At 59.6% G+C, this 19,443-nt stretch carries 18 protein-coding genes and 1 tRNA gene; 17 read left to right on the top strand and 2 right to left on the bottom strand.

Features of this window, described 5'->3' with window-relative positions:
- The 13 genes from BN1800_RS40930 to BN1800_RS36150 all read left to right on the top strand — a co-directional run.
- On the top strand, positions 1-73 hold a 73-nt coding region (locus BN1800_RS40930; protein ID WP_141471830.1), incomplete at its 5' end, for an EF-Tu C-terminal domain-related protein.
- Between the two features lie 231 nt (positions 74-304).
- Complete coding sequence (locus BN1800_RS36205) at positions 305-703, top strand: HigA family addiction module antitoxin (protein ID WP_087005288.1); 399 nt, start codon at positions 305-307, stop codon at positions 701-703.
- A complete protein-coding gene (locus BN1800_RS36200; protein WP_087005285.1) occupies positions 700-1,593 on the top strand; it encodes an NAD-dependent epimerase/dehydratase family protein in 894 nt (297 codons plus the stop codon). The genes BN1800_RS36205 and BN1800_RS36200 overlap by 4 nt, the downstream gene beginning before the upstream one ends.
- A 141-nt stretch (positions 1,594-1,734) precedes the next feature.
- A tRNA-Trp gene (locus tag BN1800_RS36195) sits at positions 1,735-1,810 on the top strand.
- Positions 1,811-1,997: 187 nt separating this feature from the next.
- Positions 1,998-2,198 (top strand): preprotein translocase subunit SecE, encoded by a 201-nt coding sequence (gene secE, locus BN1800_RS36190; RefSeq protein ID WP_087005282.1) that lies wholly within the window; start codon positions 1,998-2,000, stop codon positions 2,196-2,198.
- 17 nt (positions 2,199-2,215) lie between these two features.
- Positions 2,216-2,746, top strand: a complete 531-nt coding sequence (gene nusG / locus BN1800_RS36185) for a transcription termination/antitermination protein NusG (RefSeq protein ID WP_027513637.1) — start codon at positions 2,216-2,218, stop codon at positions 2,744-2,746.
- A 182-nt stretch (positions 2,747-2,928) separates the two neighbouring features.
- The gene (gene rplK, locus BN1800_RS36180; RefSeq protein ID WP_027513638.1) at positions 2,929-3,360 is read left to right on the top strand and encodes a 50S ribosomal protein L11; all 432 of its coding nucleotides are present in this window, start codon (positions 2,929-2,931) and stop codon (positions 3,358-3,360) included.
- Between the two features lies 1 nt (position 3,361).
- Entirely contained in the window at positions 3,362-4,060 is a 699-nt protein-coding gene (gene rplA, locus BN1800_RS36175) for a 50S ribosomal protein L1 (RefSeq protein WP_027513639.1), read from the top strand.
- A gap of 327 nt (positions 4,061-4,387) precedes the next feature.
- Positions 4,388-4,906, top strand: a complete 519-nt coding sequence (gene rplJ / locus BN1800_RS36170) for a 50S ribosomal protein L10 (RefSeq protein WP_027513640.1) — start codon at positions 4,388-4,390, stop codon at positions 4,904-4,906.
- Positions 4,907-4,964: 58 nt separating this feature from the next.
- Positions 4,965-5,345: a 50S ribosomal protein L7/L12 gene (rplL, locus tag BN1800_RS36165; protein ID WP_027513641.1), complete on the top strand. Its 381-nt coding sequence runs from the start codon at positions 4,965-4,967 to the stop codon at positions 5,343-5,345.
- A gap of 258 nt (positions 5,346-5,603) precedes the next feature.
- Positions 5,604-9,746 carry a DNA-directed RNA polymerase subunit beta gene (gene rpoB / locus BN1800_RS36160; RefSeq protein ID WP_027513642.1) on the top strand — a complete coding sequence of 1,381 codons (4,143 nt, stop codon included), beginning with the start codon at positions 5,604-5,606 and terminating at the stop codon, positions 9,744-9,746.
- A gap of 189 nt (positions 9,747-9,935) precedes the next feature.
- A complete protein-coding gene (rpoC, locus tag BN1800_RS36155; protein ID WP_027513643.1) occupies positions 9,936-14,147 on the top strand; it encodes a DNA-directed RNA polymerase subunit beta' in 4,212 nt (1,403 codons plus the stop codon).
- A 155-nt stretch (positions 14,148-14,302) separates the two neighbouring features.
- Positions 14,303-14,497, top strand: coding sequence for a hypothetical protein (locus tag BN1800_RS36150; protein WP_143534225.1), 195 nt, complete (start codon positions 14,303-14,305; stop codon positions 14,495-14,497).
- Between the two features lie 12 nt (positions 14,498-14,509).
- Here BN1800_RS36150 and BN1800_RS36145 read toward each other — a convergent pair whose 3' ends face one another.
- Both BN1800_RS36145 and BN1800_RS36140 read right to left on the bottom strand, forming a co-directional pair.
- Positions 14,510-14,935: an NUDIX hydrolase gene (locus BN1800_RS36145; RefSeq protein ID WP_087005277.1), complete on the bottom strand. Its 426-nt coding sequence runs from the start codon at positions 14,933-14,935 to the stop codon at positions 14,510-14,512.
- 9 nt (positions 14,936-14,944) lie between these two features.
- Positions 14,945-15,238, bottom strand: coding sequence for a hypothetical protein (locus BN1800_RS36140; protein ID WP_027513645.1), 294 nt, complete (start codon positions 15,236-15,238; stop codon positions 14,945-14,947).
- Between the two features lie 500 nt (positions 15,239-15,738).
- Here BN1800_RS36140 and rpsL point away from each other — a divergent pair, with 500 nt between their 5' ends.
- The 4 genes from rpsL to BN1800_RS36120 all read left to right on the top strand — a co-directional run.
- Entirely contained in the window at positions 15,739-16,110 is a 372-nt protein-coding gene (gene rpsL / locus BN1800_RS36135) for a 30S ribosomal protein S12 (RefSeq protein ID WP_087005275.1), read from the top strand.
- 76 nt (positions 16,111-16,186) lie between these two features.
- Entirely contained in the window at positions 16,187-16,657 is a 471-nt protein-coding gene (rpsG, locus tag BN1800_RS36130) for a 30S ribosomal protein S7 (RefSeq protein WP_027513646.1), read from the top strand.
- A 29-nt stretch (positions 16,658-16,686) separates the two neighbouring features.
- Positions 16,687-18,786, top strand: a complete 2,100-nt coding sequence (gene fusA, locus BN1800_RS36125; protein ID WP_027513647.1) for an elongation factor G — start codon at positions 16,687-16,689, stop codon at positions 18,784-18,786.
- Positions 18,787-18,854: 68 nt separating this feature from the next.
- On the top strand, positions 18,855-19,443 hold a 589-nt coding region (locus BN1800_RS36120; protein ID WP_143534224.1), incomplete at its 3' end, for a GTP-binding protein.

The following is a 19,443-nucleotide window of genomic DNA, read 5'->3' as shown; positions in this document are numbered from 1 at the left end:
AAAGCTGCGCTTTGCCATCCGCGAAGGCGGCCGCACCGTCGGCGCCGGCATCGTCGCCAGCATCGTCGAGTAATCTTCGGATTAGCTTGGATTGGAGAAGCCCCGCTGGAAACGGCGGGGCTTTTTGTTGTGCGCCCAGCATGGGCGCATTCTTGTGGGTGCAAGTCCCACCGTAAGCTGGTCATAGCGAGCGAAGAGAAGCGCAACTGCGGAAGGGTGAGCGACCGTGGGAAGGAAGCGTGGGCAGGACGATCTTCCGGGGACTGACGGCGAGGGGAGGACCGTAAGCATGGAGGCTTTGGTTATGTCCATCAGCAAATCGCCCGCCATTCATCCCGGTGAAATTCTCAGAGAAATCTATATGGAGCCTTTGGATCTGACGCCCTATTCTCTCGCGAAGAACACGGTGTTCTCCGAACCAGAATCGAGAGGATCGTCTCGGAATAAAATCGGAATCAGTACCGATACCGCGCTCCGGCTCGCCAAGTTCTTCAAGACTTCACCCGAGTTCTGGATGAACCTCCAGGTGGCTTACGACATCAAGACTCCAGCGCTGAAAGAGGCGCTTTCCACCATCGCGGAAGTGGAAGCCGCATGGGCGGAATTGAGCCGTGACTTGAGAATAGCGGCGCCTTCACCTTGCACCCTGTTGCGGAGCCTTTATCTATTTCTTCGATTTCATGACGCGGAGGAGATTTCATGAAGAAGCGCATTCTTTTTACGGGCGGCTCGGGCAAGGCGGGGCGCCATGTCGTGCCGTGGCTGGTGAATGCCGGCTATGAGGTCCACAACGTCGATCTCGTGTCGCTCGACAGCCCCGGCGTCACCAACCTGATTGCCGACATCACCGACAGCGGCCAGGTTTTCAACGCGCTGTCCATGCATCGCGATTTTCCCGATCTGGAGACGGGCAAGGGCGTCCAGGGCTTCGACGCTGTCGTGCATTTCGCTGCGATTCCGCGCATTCTTATCAAGTCGGACAACGAGACGTTCCGCGTCAACACGATGGGTACTTACAACGTCCTCGAGGCGGCGGTGAAGCTTGGCGTCCGGAAAATCATCCTCGCGTCAAGCGAGACCACCTATGGCGTCTGCTTCGCCGAGGGGCAGAAGGATTTTCATCAGTTTCCGCTGGAGGAGGACTATGACGTCGATCCGATGGACAGCTACGGCCTGTCGAAGGTGCTGAACGAAAAGACGGCGCGCGCCTTCGCCGAGCGCTCCGGTGCCGATATCTACGCGTTGCGGATCGGAAATGTCATCGAGCCGCATGAATATGACAGGTTTCCCAGCTTTATCGCCCATCCGGAGACGCGCCGGCGCAACGCCTGGAACTACGTCGATGCCCGCGACCTCGGGAAGATCGTCCATCTGTGCATCGAAAAGAGCGGATTGGGTTTCCGGGTCTTCAATGCCGTGAACGACACCGTGACCGCCAACATTCCCTCCAAGGAACTCGCCAAACGCTTCTTCCCCAACGTGCCCTTCACCCGCGAGATCGGCGAATATGAGGGCCTGCTCTCCAACCGCACTATCCGCGAGGTCCTAGGTTTCAAGGAAGAGCACGACTGGCGCAAATATGTGAAGGTCTGATCGTAGCCTATGCCGGGCGACGGCGGATTGGGAAAAATCGAAAATCGCACTTGCATATCCCGTGCCGCCGTCTTAAAGGAGCGCCATGCTTGCAGGACGCGCTTCGACCCTCAAGGTCAACGGGCTGAATGTAAAGCATAAAGGGGTATAGCTCAGTTGGTAGAGCGGCGGTCTCCAAAACCGCAGGTCGTAGGTTCGAGCCCTGCTGCCCCTGCCATCTTCTTCGAACGGAAAGCGCGAACGTTCTTGCAGCGTTTCGTTGGGGAGGGTATATGGCAAATTTCGCTAAATGGCGGTTTCCCTCTTGTGCAATTGGGAATCGGTGTTTATGTAGGGTTCAACAGACACGCGGTGCGTGGGGCTGATATATTCAGCTTTACGCGCCGTAATTGCGTGGGCAGTCGATGGCATCCAAATCCAATCCGTTTGCGTTCCTGCAGCAGGTGCGCGCCGAAACGTCCAAGGTTACCTGGCCGTCTCGCCGTGAGACTATGATTTCGACGATCATGGTGCTGGTGATGGCGGTATTTGCCGCGCTGTTTTTCTTTGCTGCTGACCAGCTGATTGGCTGGGCTTTGAGCTACGTGCTCAACACCGGCAACTGATCGGGTGGAGATATAAGATGGCGGCACGTTGGTATATCGTCCACGCGTATTCGAATTTTGAAAAGAAGGTGGCTGAATCCATCGAGGAGAAGGCCAGGCAGAAGGGTCTCGGGCATCTTTTCGAAAAGATCCTCGTGCCAACCGAGAAGGTGGTCGAAGTGCGCCGCGGCCGCAAGGTCGACAGCGAGCGCAAGTTCTTCCCCGGCTATGTCATGGTTCGTGCGAACCTGACGGACGAGGCCTACCACCTGATCAAGAACACGCCGAAGGTCACTGGTTTCCTCGGCTCCGACAACAAGCCCGTTCCGATTCCGGACTCCGAAGCCGAGCGCATTCTCGGTCAGGTCCAGGAAGGCGTCGAGCGGCCGAAGGCTTCCATTACCTTCGAGATCGGCGAACAGGTCCGCGTTTCGGACGGCCCGTTCGCGTCGTTCAACGGCACGGTTCAGGATGTGGACGAAGAGCGTTCGCGCCTGAAGGTGGAAGTGTCGATCTTCGGCCGCGCGACCCCGGTCGAACTGGAATACGGTCAGGTCGAGAAGGTCTGATTTTTTTGAGATCGGAAGTCAGTCGGTATTGACTGACTTCTGCGCGGCGAAAGCCGCGAACCGCGTGGAAGGTGAGAGGGGTCTTAGCCGGGCCTTCGAGATCCGCACCACGCAACCGCAGCCGCCGGAGAAATCCGGCATCACTGGCCGGGCGACCGGTCATCAATGAAAGGCAGAGAGTTATGGCTAAGAAAGTTGCAGGCCAGCTCAAGCTTCAGGTCAAGGCAGGATCGGCAAACCCGTCCCCGCCGATTGGCCCGGCGCTTGGTCAGCGTGGCATTAACATCATGGAATTCTGCAAGGCGTTCAATGCCGCCACGCAGGAAATGGAAAAGGGCATGCCGATCCCGGTCGTCATCACCTATTACCAGGACAAGTCCTTTACCTTCGCGATGAAGCAGCCGCCCGTCAGCTACTTCCTCAAGAAGGAAGCGAAGATCCAGTCCGGCTCGAAGACGCCCGGTAAGGGCGCCGTCGCAGGCAAGCTGACCAAGGCTCAGGTCAAGGCGATTGCCGAAGCGAAGATGAAGGACCTGAACGCCGCGGATATCGAAGGCGCAATGGCCATGATCGAGGGTTCTGCCCGCGCCATGGGCCTGGAAGTGGTGGCGTAACATGGTAAAGCTTGCAAAGCGTATTCAGAAGATCCGCGAAGGCGTGGATCCGACCAAACTGGTCGCCCTTAACGACGCCATCTCGATGGTCAAGGAACGTGCGATCGCCAAGTTCGACGAAACGATCGAAATCGCCATGAACCTCGGCGTCGATCCGCGCCACGCAGACCAGATGGTCCGCGGTGTGGTCAATCTGCCGAACGGTACGGGCCGCGACGTTCGCGTCGCCGTTTTCGCTCGAGGCGTCAAGGCTGACGAAGCCAAGGCAGCCGGTGCCGACATCGTTGGCGCAGAAGAGCTGGTTGAAATCGTCCAGGGCGGCAAGATCGATTTCGATCGCGTTATCGCGACCCCGGACATGATGCCGCTCGTCGGTCGTCTCGGTAAGGTACTCGGCCCGCGCGGCATGATGCCGAACCCGAAGGTCGGAACGGTTACGATGGACGTTACCGGCGCGATCAAGGCTTCCAAGGGCGGCGCCGTCGAGTTCCGCGTCGAGAAGGCTGGTATCGTGCATGCCGGTATCGGCAAGGCTTCGTTCGACGCCAAGGCTCTTGAAGAAAACATCAAGGCTTTCGCTGATGCCGTCATCAAGGCGAAGCCGGCTGGTGCGAAGGGCAACTACCTCAAGCGCGTGGCGATCTCTTCGACCATGGGTCCGGGTGTCAAGATCGACCCGTCGTCGGTCACGGCCTCTTAACGAATTTCATCGGGCTCTGCCCGGTGGCAAGAATTCCGGCCTCGAAAGGGGCCGGAATATTCCGGAGAAATCCGGAATCCTGTCCGAGATTGCAGGTGGTTTTCCCTTAATCACTTTGGCCTGCATGAGACGGGTAAGACCCGAATTTCGATGAAGCCTGGCTTCATGGATTTGGTTCGAGCCTTGGATGCCTTGTGCCTTCGGCCTTTTGGCGCGAAGCGCGAGGGGACAGGATCCTCAAGCGCCGCTTGGGATCGCTTCTGATCCCGGGAGGCAAAGGCAACCCGGTGGGGTCCGTTTCACGGTCCCGCCAACTGGAGATAGGCAGTGGAAAGAGCGGAAAAACGCGAATTCGTCACGGAACTGAACGAAGTCTTCAAGGCTTCGGGCTCGGTTGTCGTGGCCCACTATGCTGGTGCCACAGTCGCGCAGATGAACGACTTCCGTTCGAAGATGCGCGCTGCTGGCGGCACCGTCAGAGTCGCGAAAAACCGCCTGGCCAAGATCGCCCTTCAGGGTACGGAAGCGGAAGGGATTTCCAATCTCTTCACCGGTCAGACGCTGATTGCATACAGCGCCGATCCGATCACCGCTCCGAAAGTCGTCGTGGATTTCGCCAAGGGCAACGACAAGATCGTTGTGCTCGGCGGCGCCATGGGAACAACCACGCTCAACGCCGATGCAGTCAAGTCGCTTGCGACCCTGCCGTCGTTGGACGAACTGCGCGCGAAGCTGCTGGGCATGATCCAGACACCGGCTACTCGCATCGCAAGCGTTGTTGCAGCACCGGCAAGCCAGCTTGCCCGCGTGTTTTCGGCTTACGCCAAGAAGGACGAAGCCGCTTAAGGCGGTTTTTCGCTGTTTATAGAAAACCGGTTCGAACCGAACAAAAGGAACTGAAAAAATGGCTGATCTCGCAAAGATCGTAGACGACCTCTCCTCGCTGACCGTTCTGGAAGCTGCAGAACTGTCAAAGCTTCTCGAAGAAAAGTGGGGCGTTTCCGCCGCTGCTCCGGTAGCTGTTGCTGCCGCTGCTGGTGGTGCTGGCGCTGCTGCTGCCGTTGAAGAAGAAAAGACCGAGTTCGACGTCATCCTCACGGATGCCGGCGCAAACAAGATCAACGTCATCAAGGAAGTCCGCGCTATCACCGGCCTCGGCCTCAAGGAAGCCAAGGACCTCGTTGAAGCCGCTCCGAAGGCTGTCAAGGAAGGCGTTTCCAAGGCTGAAGCCGCTGACCTCAAGAAGAAGCTTGAAGACGCCGGCGCAAAGGCCGACGTCAAGTAATCTTGAACTGCATCTGGGAGGCGGTGCTTACCGTCTCCCATTTGCCGTTTTTGTGAACGAATTACCCAAAAGCCGCGTGAAACCGGCTTTTGGGTAATGGGTTCTTCAAGAGCATAGTCTCGAACCGAAGCGCAGGGCGATCCGGCCATGTGGCTTCGGGAAGTGGGACGAGATTGAATTATCCATTGATCGACGGGATCGCCTGGCCAGCGGTTCCCGTCCGTTGCAGGCCCGGATGCAATTTTTGAAGGAGCGACGATGGCTCAGACCCTTTCGTTCAACGGTCGTAGGCGCGTACGCAAGTTTTTTGGTAAAATCCCCGAAGTCGCAGAAATGCCGAACCTCATCGAGGTTCAGAAGGCGTCCTACGACCAATTCCTGATGGTTGAAGAGCCCAAGGGCGGCCGCCCTGACGAAGGTCTCCAGGCCGTCTTCAAGTCAGTTTTCCCGATCACGGACTTCTCCGGCGCTTCGATGCTGGAATTCGTGTCCTATGAGTTCGAGCCGCCGAAGTTCGACGTCGACGAGTGCCGCCAGCGCGACCTAACCTACGCCGCGCCGCTGAAGGTCACCCTCCGCCTTATCGTGTTTGATATCGACGAGGATACCGGCGCGAAGTCGATCAAGGACATCAAGGAACAGTCCGTCTACATGGGCGACATGCCGCTCATGACGAACAACGGTACCTTCATCGTGAACGGCACCGAGCGCGTTATCGTGTCCCAGATGCACCGTTCACCGGGCGTCTTCTTCGACCACGACAAGGGCAAGAGCCATTCTTCCGGCAAGCTGCTCTTCGCCGCTCGCGTGATCCCGTACCGCGGTTCCTGGCTCGACATCGAATTCGACGCCAAGGACATCGTCTACGCCCGCATCGACCGCCGCCGCAAGATTCCGGTGTCGTCGCTGCTGATGGCCCTCGGCATGGATGGCGAGGAAATCCTCGATACCTTCTACACGAAGTCGCTCTACAAGCGCGACGGCGAAGGCTGGCGTATTCCCTTCCAGCCCGAAACGCTGAAGGGCGCCAAGGCGATCACCGAGATGGTAGACGCCGACACCGGCGAAGTCGTTGTCGAAGCCGGTAAGAAGCTGACCCCGCGTCTGCTCCGCACTCTCTCCGACAAGGGCCTCAAGGCTCTGAAGGCGACGGACGACGATCTCTACGGCAACTACCTCGCAGAAGACATCGTCAACTACTCGACGGGTGAGATCTATCTCGAAGCCGGCGACGAAATCGACGAGAAAACCCTGCCGGTCATCCTCGCCAACGGTTTCGACGAAATTCCGGTTCTCGGCATCGACCACATCAATGTCGGCGCCTACATCCGCAATACGCTCAACGCAGACAAGAACGAGAACCGCCAGGACGCGCTGTTCGACATCTACCGCGTCATGCGTCCGGGTGAACCGCCGACCATGGAATCAGCCGAAGCCATGTTCAACTCGCTGTTCTTCGATGCGGAGCGTTACGACCTCTCCGCCGTCGGCCGCGTGAAGATGAACATGCGCCTCGACCTCGACGTCGAAGACACCGTCCGCGTGCTACGCAAGGACGACATCCTGGCCGTGGTCAAGATGCTCGTCGAGCTGCGTGACGGCAAGGGCGAGATCGATGACATCGACAACCTCGGCAACCGCCGCGTCCGCTCGGTCGGCGAGCTGATGGAAAACCAGTACCGTCTCGGTCTGCTCCGCATGGAGCGCGCGATCAAGGAACGTATGTCCTCGATCGAGATCGATACGGTGATGCCGCAGGATCTGATCAACGCGAAGCCGGCCGCTGCCGCCGTTCGCGAGTTCTTCGGCTCCTCGCAGCTGTCGCAGTTCATGGACCAGGTCAATCCGTTGTCGGAAATCACCCACAAGCGCCGTCTTTCGGCACTTGGTCCGGGTGGTCTGACCCGCGAGCGCGCCGGCTTTGAAGTCCGCGACGTTCATCCGACCCACTACGGCCGTATTTGCCCGATCGAAACGCCGGAAGGCCCGAACATCGGTCTTATCAACTCGCTGGCGACCTTTGCGCGCGTCAACAAGTACGGCTTCATCGAGAGCCCATACCGCCGCATCATCGACGGCAAGGTGACGAACGACGTCCTTTACCTGTCGGCGATGGAAGAGGCGAAGTACTATGTCGCGCAGGCCAACGCCGAGCTCGACAAGGAAGGTTCCTTCGTTGACGAATTCGTCGTCTGCCGTCACGCCGGCGAAGTCATGCTCGCCCCGCGCGACAGCATGAACCTGATGGACGTCTCGCCGAAGCAGGTCGTTTCGGTCGCTGCCGCTCTCATCCCGTTCCTGGAAAACGACGACGCCAACCGCGCCCTCATGGGTTCGAACATGCAGCGTCAGGCAGTTCCGCTGCTGCGCGCTGAAGCACCGTTCGTCGGCACCGGCATGGAGCCGATCGTTGCTCGTGACTCGGGTGCTGCCATCGGCGCACGCCGCGGCGGTGTCGTCGACCAGGTCGACGCGACGCGTATCGTCATCCGCGCAACGGAAGACCTCGAAGCCGGCAAGTCCGGCGTCGACATCTACCGCCTGCAGAAGTTCCAGCGTTCGAACCAGAACACGTGCGTCAACCAGCGTCCGCTGGTCACCGTCGGTGACGTTGTCAACCGCGGCGACATTCTCGCGGACGGTCCGTCGACCGACCTCGGCGACCTGGCTCTCGGCCGCAACGCGCTCGTCGCGTTCATGCCGTGGAACGGCTACAACTACGAAGACTCGATCCTGCTTTCGGAGCGCATCGTTGCCGACGACGTGTTCACCTCCATCCACATCGAAGAATTCGAAGTGATGGCGCGCGACACGAAGCTCGGTCCGGAAGAAATCACGCGCGACATTCCGAACGTTTCGGAGGAAGCGCTGAAGAACCTCGACGAAGCAGGCATCGTCTACATCGGCGCCGAAGTTCAGCCGGGCGATATCCTCGTCGGCAAGATCACGCCGAAGGGCGAGAGCCCGATGACGCCGGAAGAAAAGCTCCTGCGCGCCATCTTCGGCGAAAAGGCGTCCGACGTCCGCGACACCTCCATGCGCATGCCGCCCGGCACCTACGGCACAATCGTCGAAGTGCGCGTCTTCAATCGTCACGGCGTTGAAAAGGACGAGCGCGCCATGGCGATCGAGCGCGAAGAGATCGAGCGTCTTGCCAAGGACCGCGACGACGAACAGGCGATCCTCGACCGTAACGTCTACGGCCGCCTGATCGAGATGCTCCGCGGCCAGATGTCCATCGCCGGCCCGAAGGGCTTCAAGAAGGGCGCGGAGCTTTCGAACGCAGTCGTTTCCGAATATCCCCGCTCGCAGTGGTGGATGTTCGCGGTCGAGGACGAGAAGGTCCAGAGCGAACTCGAAGCACTCCGCGGCCAGTACGACGAATCCAAGTCGCGCCTTGAACAGCGCTTCATGGACAAGGTCGAGAAGGTCCAGCGCGGCGACGAAATGCCTCCGGGCGTCATGAAGATGGTCAAGGTCTTCGTTGCTGTGAAGCGCAAGATCCAGCCGGGCGACAAGATGGCCGGCCGTCACGGCAACAAGGGTGTCGTGTCCCGCATCGTACCAGTCGAAGACATGCCGTTCCTCGAAGACGGCACGCATGTCGACGTCGTTCTGAACCCGCTCGGCGTGCCTTCGCGCATGAACGTCGGCCAGATCCTCGAGACGCACCTCGGCTGGGCTTGCGCCGGCATGGGCAAGCAGATCGGCGATCTGATCGAAGCCTACAAGGCGAACGGCAATATCGAGCCATTGCGCAAGACGATCGGCGACGTTGTCGGTGACGGTCCGAAGGCCGAACAGGTCAAGGACTTCGACGACGACTCGGTTCTGCGTCTTGCGGACCAGTGGAAGCGCGGCGTTTCGATTGCAACGCCGGTCTTCGACGGTGCCCATGAAGGCGATGTAAACGACATGCTGCGTCTGGCTGGTCTCAAGGACTCGGGCCAGTCGACGCTGTACGACGGCCGTACCGGCGAGCAGTTCGACCGTCAGGTGACCGTGGGCTACATCTACATGCTGAAGCTCAACCACCTGGTCGACGACAAGATCCATGCCCGTTCGATCGGTCCTTATTCGCTAGTGACCCAGCAGCCGCTGGGCGGCAAGGCGCAGTTCGGCGGTCAGCGCTTCGGCGAAATGGAGGTCTGGGCTCTGGAAGCATACGGCGCAGCCTACACGCTGCAGGAAATGCTGACGGTGAAGTCGGACGACGTTGCCGGCCGCACCAAGGTCTACGAAGCCATCGTCCGGGGCGACGATACGTTCGAAGCGGGTATTCCCGAAAGCTTCAACGTTCTCGTCAAGGAAATGCGCTCACTGGGCCTTTCGGTCGAGCTGGAGAACTCGAAGGTCGAGGACCTGCAGCAGGCGAACCAGCTGCCGGACGCGGCCGAGTAACCACTTGATAGGGTGTGCGCCTTTAAGAGGCGCACACCGTTCCCGCCAAGGCCCCGCAACGTGTCGGCCGGGCAGGGACGTTTCTGCCGCATTGTGCGGTTATTGTCGTTTTGAGCGTTGGCGCGGCTCCCGGGATTTGCCGCCGACCATCGCAAGCCAAGGGCGCATTCGCCCATGAAGGAGACAGGCATGAACCAAGAGGTCATGAATCTTTTCAATCCGCAGGTGCCTGCACAGAATTTCGACTCCATCCGGATTTCGATCGCCTCTCCGGAGAAGATCCTTTCCTGGTCCTACGGTGAGATCAAGAAGCCGGAAACCATCAACTACCGCACGTTCAAGCCGGAACGCGACGGTCTCTTCTGCGCGCGCATCTTCGGGCCGATCAAGGACTACGAGTGCCTTTGCGGCAAGTACAAGCGCATGAAGTACAAGGGCATCATCTGCGAAAAGTGCGGCGTCGAAGTCACGCTGTCGCGCGTTCGCCGCGAGCGCATGGGCCATATCGAGCTTGCCGCGCCCGTTGCCCACATCTGGTTCCTGAAGTCGCTGCCGAGCCGCATTTCCACGCTGCTCGACATGACGCTGAAGGATGTCGAGCGCGTCCTCTACTTCGAGAACTACATCGTCACCGAGCCGGGCCTCACTGCCCTCAAGGAGCATCAGCTCCTCTCGGAAGAAGAGTACATGCTCGCCGTCGACGAATATGGCGAAGACCAGTTCACGGCGATGATCGGCGCTGAAGCCATCTACGAGATGCTCGCCTCGATGAACCTCGAGAAGATCGCCGGCGATCTGCGTTCCGAGCTTGCCGACACCACGTCGGATCTCAAGCAGAAGAAGCTGATGAAGCGCTTGAAGATCGTCGAGAACTTCATGGACTCCGGCAATCGTCCGGAATGGATGATCATGAAGGTCGTTCCGGTGATTCCGCCGGACCTGCGTCCGCTCGTTCCGCTCGATGGCGGCCGTTTCGCGACGTCGGACCTCAACGATCTCTATCGCCGTGTCATCAACCGTAACAACCGTCTGAAGCGCCTGATCGAGCTTCGTGCGCCGGGTATCATCATCCGCAACGAAAAGCGTATGCTGCAGGAATCCGTTGACGCGCTGTTCGACAACGGCCGCCGCGGCCGCGTCATCACGGGCGCCAACAAGCGCCCGCTGAAGTCGCTGTCCGACATGCTGAAGGGCAAGCAGGGCCGCTTCCGCCAGAACCTGCTCGGTAAGCGCGTCGACTATTCCGGCCGTTCCGTCATCGTGACCGGTCCGGAACTGAAGCTGCACCAGTGCGGCCTGCCGAAGAAGATGGCGCTCGAACTCTTCAAGCCGTTCATCTATGCCCGCCTCGACGCCAAGGGTTACTCCTCGACCGTCAAGCAGGCGAAAAAGCTGGTCGAGAAGGAAAAGCCGGAAGTCTGGGATATCCTCGACGAGGTTATCCGCGAGCATCCGGTTCTCCTGAACCGCGCACCGACGCTGCACCGCCTGGGCATCCAGGCCTTCGAGCCTATCCTGGTCGAGGGCAAGGCGATCCAGCTGCATCCGCTCGTCTGCACTGCCTTCAACGCCGACTTCGACGGCGACCAGATGGCCGTTCACGTGCCGCTGTCGCTCGAAGCCCAGCTCGAAGCCCGCGTCCTGATGATGTCGACGAACAACATCCTGCACCCGGCAAACGGTGCACCGATCATTGTTCCGTCGCAGGACATGGTTCTCGGCCTCTACTACCTCTCGATCATGAACCAGAACGAGCCGGGCGAAGGGATGGCCTTCTCGGACCTCGGCGAGTTGCATCATGCTCTCGAAAGCAAGGTCGTGACGCTGCACACCAAGATCCGCGGCCGCTTCAAGTCGATCGGCGAGGACGGCAAGCCGTACTCCAAGATCTATGAAACGACGCCTGGCCGCCTGCTCATCGGCGAACTACTGCCGAAGAACGGCAAGGTGCCTTTCGACATCTGCAACCAGGAAATGACCAAGAAGAACATCTCCAAGATGATCGACACGGTCTACCGTCATTGCGGCCAGAAGGACACGGTCATTTTCTGCGACCGCATCATGCAGCTCGGTTTCTCGCATGCCTGCCGCGCCGGCATCTCGTTCGGCAAGGACGACATGGTGATCCCGGATACCAAGGTGAAGATCGTCGGCGATACCGAAGCGCTCGTGAAGGAATACGAGCAGCAGTACAACGACGGTCTCATCACCCAGGGCGAAAAGTACAACAAGGTGGTCGACGCTTGGGGCAAGGCCACCGAGAAGGTCGCCGAAGAAATGATGGCCCGCATTAAGGCCATCGAATTCGACGAGGCAACCGGCCGTCAGAAGCCGATGAACTCGATCTATATGATGAGCCACTCCGGCGCCCGCGGTTCGCCGAACCAGATGCGTCAGCTGGGCGGCATGCGCGGCCTGATGGCCAAGCCCTCGGGCGAGATCATCGAAACGCCGATCATCTCGAACTTCAAGGAAGGCCTGACCGTCAACGAGTACTTCAACTCGACGCACGGCGCCCGCAAGGGTCTGGCAGACACCGCCTTGAAGACGGCAAACTCGGGCTACCTGACCCGCCGTCTTGTCGATGTCGCGCAGGATTGCATCGTCAACTCCGTGGATTGCGGCACCGACAAGGGCCTCACCATGACCGCCATCGTCGATGCCGGTCAGGTCGTCGCCTCGATCGGCGCACGCATCCTCGGCCGTACGGCGCTCGACAACATCGATCACCCGGTCACGGGCGAGCGCATCGTCGATGCCGGCAGGATGATCCTCGAGCCCGATGTCGTCGAGATCGAAAAGGCTGGTATCCAGTCGATCCGCATCCGTTCGGCACTGACCTGCGAAATCCAGACGGGCGTCTGCTCGGTCTGCTATGGCCGCGACCTCGCGCGCGGTACGCCGGTCAACATGGGCGAAGCAGTCGGGGTCATCGCGGCTCAGTCGATCGGCGAGCCGGGCACGCAGCTCACCATGCGTACCTTCCACCTTGGCGGTACGGCAACCGTGGTCGACCAGTCGTTCCTGGAAGCGTCGTATGAAGGCACGGTTCAGATCAAGAACCGCAACCTTCTGCGCAACTCCGAGGGCATCCTCGTTGCCATGGGCCGCAACATGACCGTGCAGATTCTGGACGAGCGTGGCGTTGAGCGCTCCTCGCAGCGCGTTGCCTACGGTTCGAAGCTCTATGTCGATGAGGGCGACAAGGTGAAGCGCGGCCAGCGTCTGGCTGAGTGGGATCCGTACACCCGCCCGATAATGACGGAACTGGCCGGTACCGTTCAGTTCGAAGACGTTGTCGACGGTCTCTCCGTTCTCGAAGCGACCGACGAAGCCACCGGTATCACCAAGCGTCAGGTCATTGACTGGCGTTCGACGCCGCGTGGTTCCGACCTCAAGCCGGCAATCGTCATCAAGGACGCAAGCGGCAACGTCGCGAAGCTTTCGCGCGGCGGCGATGCCCGCTTCCTGCTCTCGGTCGAGGCAATCCTTTCGGTCGAGCCGGGCCAGAAGGTGTCTCAGGGCGACGTGCTTGCACGTTCGCCGCTGGAAAGCGCCAAGACCAAGGACATCACCGGCGGTCTGCCGCGTGTCGCCGAATTGTTCGAAGCCCGCCGTCCGAAAGACCATGCCATCATCGCTGAGATCGATGGTACGATCCGCCTCGGCCGCGACTACAAGAACAAGCGCCGCGTTATCATCGAGCCGGCGGAAGACGGTGTCGAGCCTGTCGAATACCTGATCCCGAAGGGCAAGCCCTTCCACCTTCAGGAAGGCGACTATATCGAAAAGGGTGACTACATCCTCGACGGTAACCCGGCACCGCACGACATCTTGGCGATCAAGGGCGTGGAGGCTTTGGCCTCCTATCTCGTCAACGAAATCCAAGAAGTCTACCGCTTGCAGGGCGTTGTCATCAACGACAAGCACATCGAGGTGATTGTCCGTCAGATGCTGCAGAAGGTGGAAATCACCGATGCGGGCGACTCGACCTATATCGTCGGCGACAATGTCGACCGTATCGAGCTTGAGGACGTCAACGACGGCCTGATCGAACAGGGCAAGAAGCCTGCCTATGGCGATCCGGTTCTTCTCGGCATCACCAAGGCGTCGCTGCAGACGCCGTCCTTCATCTCCGCCGCTTCCTTCCAGGAAACGACGAAGGTGCTGACGGAAGCTGCGATCGCCGGCAAGACTGACGGCCTGCAGGGTCTCAAGGAAAACGTCATCGTCGGCCGCCTCATCCCGGCCGGTACCGGCGGCACCATGACGGCGATCCGCCGCATCGCCACGTCGCGCGACGAGATGATCCTCGAAGAGCGCCGCAAGGGCACGGGCGCGGATGCCGCAACCCCGATGCTCCAGGACATGGCCAGCGAGAATGCCCCTGCTGGCGAATAACCGGCAGCCTCGGCCCTAGAATTGAAAAACCGCCCGGATCACCCCGGGCGGTTTTTGTTTGGATTCGCGAGAGCATGAACGCCGGGGACGGTTCTCCTTTTTGGTTGGAAACGATTACCGGGTCGGCACCAGAGTAACTTATGGAGGTAGTTCACATGGCTCAGAAGGGCGCGCGCCTTGTCAATGAACGGGAGAATTTGCTCGATGCCGCTTTGGCCCGCGCGATGGCCGACATCGAGGCTGGTCGTGTTCGACCGGCAGGGGACATTTTTGCAGAGTTGAAGGATCGATATGAGCGCCTCGTGGGACGTACATATTCTGCACACGTCTTCAAGAGTGCGATAAACTAAGACGCGGATTAGTTAGGGAAGCTGGATGAGGCAGTTCTGCATTCCGTAACCGAGCTCGGTCTTTGCCGACGCTATGTCCATCCAGAAGAAGCGAAACAGAATCGGCTTGCCGCCGTCGAATGGCGTCATTTCGTGATGAAGCCAGGTGTCGGGGTAGGGGTCTGCGAGAGCTGCATGATAATAATGCCGCCGGTGGCAGATGGTGGTGCCGTTCTTGATGAAGCGATAATCGTCGATTGCAAGCGGACGAAGAAGGTTGCTCAGCGCAAGACCTGTTTCCTCGGCGAATTCGCGGGCCGCCGCTTGCGCAAGGTCTTCGCCGCGTTCGACTGTCCCACCCGGAACCTGCAGTTTGATCTCCGGAAAATCCGGCTCGTCGAAAACCAGGAGCCGGCCGCGCCAGGTGGCGTAGATCAGCACCTTTTGCGCATCCGGCATAGTCACCTCTCAGTTGAAGCGGATGATCGCGACTTCGCCGTCGAGCGCGCCCTGGTAGGCCGACGCATGTGGCTCTTCGTCCGGCGCGTCGGTCAGCATGCCGATCTGGTCGAGGTCGGCTTCGATGAAGCCCTCTTCGGCAAGCGCGTTCAGCGCCTCGCGCACCGCGCTGTCGTCGTCGGCCGCCTTCAGCATCACATGCAGGTCAACGCCCTCGGCGCCGTCAGACTCGTAGCCCTTGCCGATGATGATGAAGATCATCGGGCCCACGCTATTATTGTCGTTATCAGGCTTTTCGATCATTCATCGGTCCTTTGGCTCTGGCGATTCGAAAACGCGAATCTGCTTTGACAGGGCGTGCAGCCCGCGATCGCTGATTCCTTAGCCGTTTTTGCTGCGATGCCCAAGTTCAACTTGGCATGCGGCGTCCATTTCGTCTAAAAGCCTTCAAAGAGCGCACGGAGCCCGGGTTTCAAGGCGATCCGCCGAAGATTATTTATTAACCGGCCTTGACGAACCTGCGGGAAACCAGTAGTACCCGCGCCATCGGAACCCATGTGAGGCATGGCTGTCTGAGGCGTCTCGCCTTAGAGTTCTCCTCAAACAAGGTTCGAAACGCACGTTGAAGATATGATGCCTGCACGCATGACGCATGTCTTTTTTGCGTCCTCTGCCTTCGGTGGTCCATCTGCGCAAGCAGATCGGGCCACATTTTGCGCATTGACGTCAGTCGTGTGATCTTGCCGGAGACGGCGCGAGTTACGCCCGCAAGGGTTTGAAAGATAAACGTAAGGGATGGTTGAATGCCTACCGTAAACCAGCTGATCCGCAAGCCTCGCCAGGCAAGTGTAAAGCGTAACAAGGTTCCTGCACTGCAGGAAAACCCGCAGAAGCGCGGCGTTTGCACCCGCGTCTACACCACGACGCCGAAGAAGCCGAACTCGGCTCTGCGTAAGGTTGCCAAGATCCGCCTCACCAACGGCTTCGAAGTCATTGGTTACATCCCCGGCGAAGGCCACAACCTTCAGGAGCACTCCGTCGTCATGATCCGTGGCGGCCGCGTGAGGGACCTTCCGGGTGTCCGTTACCACATCATCCGCGGCGTTCTCGATACCCAGGGTGTCAAGAACCGCAAGCAGCGCCGTTCGAAGTACGGTGCGAAGCGTCCGAAGTAATTCGGGTTTGGTTTTCCGGCGCTGCGCGAGGTTCTCCGCGTGGTAAAGCGCCTTAACAGTTGAAGAGACGAGAAGTATGTCCCGACGTCACAGAGCAGAAAAGCGCGAAATCAACCCGGACCCGAAGTTCGGCGATCTGGTTGTCACGAAGTTCATGAATGCCATCATGCTCGACGGCAAGAAGTCCGTTGCTGAAAACATCGTATACGGCGCATTCGACGTCGTGCAGGGCAAGTCCAAGCAGGAGCCGGTTACGGTTTTCCATGCTGCGCTCGACAACATAGCCCCGCACGTTGAAGTCCGCTCGCGCCGCGTTGGTGGTGCGACCTACCAGGTCCCGGTCGACGTCCGTCCGGAGCGCCGTCAGGCTCTCGCCATTCGCTGGCTCATCGCTGCTGCCCGCAAGCGCAACGAAACGACCATGGTTGACCGCCTTTCGGGCGAGCTTCTCGATGCATCCAACAACCGCGGCAGTGCCGTTAAGAAGCGCGAAGACACGCACAAGATGGCTGACGCCAACCGTGCATTCTCGCACTATCGCTGGTAATTCCGCACGGTATCGAAAGGCAGTCCACAATGGCCCGCGAATATAAAATCGAAGACTACCGCAATTTCGGTATCATGGCGCACATCGACGCCGGCAAGACCACGACCACCGAGCGTATTCTTTACTACACCGGTAAGTCGCACAAGATCGGCGAAGTCCACGACGGCGCAGCCACGATGGACTGGATGGAGCAGGAGCAGGAGCGTGGCATCACGATCACGTCCGCGGCTACCACGACCTACTGGAAGGGCCGTGACGGCAAGACGCGCCGCTTCAACATCATCGACACCCCTGGCCACGTCGACTTCACCATCGAAGTCGAGCGTTCGCTGCGCGTTCTCGATGGTGCCATTGCGCTTCTCGACGCCAACGCCGGTGTCGAGCCGCAGACGGAAACCGTCTGGCGCCAGGCCGAGAAGTACAATGTTCCGCGCATGATCTTCTGCAACAAGATGGACAAGACCGGTGCGGACTTCTATCGCTCGGTCGAGATGATCAAGACACGTCTCGGCGCAACGGCTGTCGTCATGCAGCTGCCGATCGGTGCGGAGACGGAATTCAAGGGCGTTGTCGACCTGATCGAGATGAACGCTCTCATCTGGCGCGACGAGTCGCTCGGCGCGCAGTGGGACGTCGTCGAAATTCCGGAAGATATGAAGGCCAAGGCTGAAGAATATCGTGAAAAGCTGATCGAGACGGTTGTTGAGATCGACGAGGCCGCGATGGAAGCCTACCTCGAAGGCAACATGCCCGACAACGATCAGATCCGCGCGCTCGTTCGCCGCGGCACCATCGACGTCAAGTTCCATCCGATGTTCTGCGGTACTGCCTTCAAGAACAAGGGCGTTCAGCCGCTGCTCGACGCAGTTGTCGATTACCTGCCGTCGCCGCTCGACATTCCGGCGATCAAGGGTATCGACGTGAAGACGGAAGCTGAAATCGAGCGTCACCCCGATGACAGCGAACCGCTCTCCATGCTCGCCTTCAAGATCATGAACGACCCCTTCGTCGGTTCGCTCACGTTCGCCCGCATCTACTCCGGCAAGCTCGAGAAGGGCGCGTCGGTCATGAATACGGTCAAGGACAAGCGCGAGCGCGTCGGCCGCATGCTGCAGATGCACTCCAACTCACGCGAAGACATCGAAGAAGCCTTCGCCGGCGACATCGTCGCGCTCGCAGGCCTCAAGGAAACCACGACTGGCGATACGCTCTGCGATCCGCTGAAGCCGGTTATCCTCGAGCGCATGGAATTCCCCGAGCCGGTCATCCAGATCGCCATCGAGCCGAAGACCAAGGGCGACCAGGAAAAGATGGGCCTTGCGCTCAACCGTCTGGCTGCCGAAGATCCGTCCTTCCGTGTGAAGACGGACCAGGAATCGGGTCAGACGATCATCGCCGGCATGGGTGAACTTCACCTCGACATCATTGTCGACCGCATGCGTCGCGAGTTCAAGGTTGAAGCGACCGTCGGTGCGCCGCAGGTTGCCTACCGCGAAACCATCACGAAGAAGCACGAAGAAGACTACACGCACAAGAAGCAGTCCGGTGGTACCGGCCAGTTCGCACGCGTCAAGATCGTCTTCGAACCGAACCCCGAAGGCGACGACTTCAAGTTCGAGTCCAAGATCGTCGGCGGTGCTGTTCCGAAGGAATACATCCCGGGCGTCCAGAAGGGCATCGAAAGCGTTCTGTCCTCTGGTCCGCTGGCTGGCTTCCCGATGCTCGGCGTCAAGGCGACGCTCATCGACGGTGCCTACCACGACGTCGACTCGTCCGTGCTCGCGTTCGAAATCGCTTCCCGCGCCTGCTTCCGTGAAGCAGCGAAGAAGTCCGGCGCTCAGCTGCTCGAGCCGATGATGAAGGTCGAAGTCGTCACGCCGGAAGATTACGTCGGCGACGTCATCGGCGACCTGAACTCCCGCCGTGGTCAGATCCAGGGCCAGGAGAGCCGCGGTATCGCTGTCGTCATCAACGCCAACGTTCCGCTGGCGAACATGTTCAAGTACGTCGACAACCTGCGCTCCATGTCGCAGGGCCGCGCTCAGTACACGATGACCTTCGATCACTACGCGCCGGTCCCGTCGAACGTCGCAACTGAAATCCAGGCAAAGTATTCCGGTCAGAAGTGACCGGAATACCAATTGACCGATAACAAGAATTAGATCCCTTCGGGGACTAGCAGAATGGAGAGCCGGAAATGGCAAAGAGTAAGTTTGAGCGCAACAAGCCGCACGTTAACATCGGCACGATCGGCCACGTTGACCACGGCAAGACGTCTCTGACGGCGGCGATCACGAAGTATTTCGGCGAATACAAGGCGTATGACCAGATCGACGCTGCACCGGAAGAAAAGGCCCGCGGCATCACGATCTCGACGGCGCACGTCGAATACGAGACGGCTGCCCGCCACTACGCGCACGTCGACTGCCCCGGTCACGCCGACTACGTGAAGAACATGATCACCGGTGCGGCGCAGATGGACGGTGCGATCCTGGTGTGCTCGGCTGCTGACGGCCCGATGCCGCAGACCCGCGAACACATCCTGCTCGCCCGCCAGGTCGGCGTTCCGGCGATCGTCGTGTTCCTGAACAAGGTCGACCAGGTTGACGACGCCGAGCTTCTCGAGCTCGTCGAGCTGGAAGTGCGCGAACTTCTGTCGTCCTACGACTTCCCGGGCGACGACATCCCGGTGGTCAAGGGTTCGGCGCTGGCCGCACTTGAAGATTCCGACAAGACGATCGGCGAAGACGCGATCCGCGAGCTGATGGCCCAGGTCGACGCCTACA

This window comes from Rhizobium sullae (assembly GCF_900169785.1).
Taxonomy (GTDB): Bacteria; Pseudomonadota; Alphaproteobacteria; order Rhizobiales; family Rhizobiaceae; genus Rhizobium; species Rhizobium sullae.
This window is presented reverse-complemented; position numbering and strand designations above follow the sequence as displayed.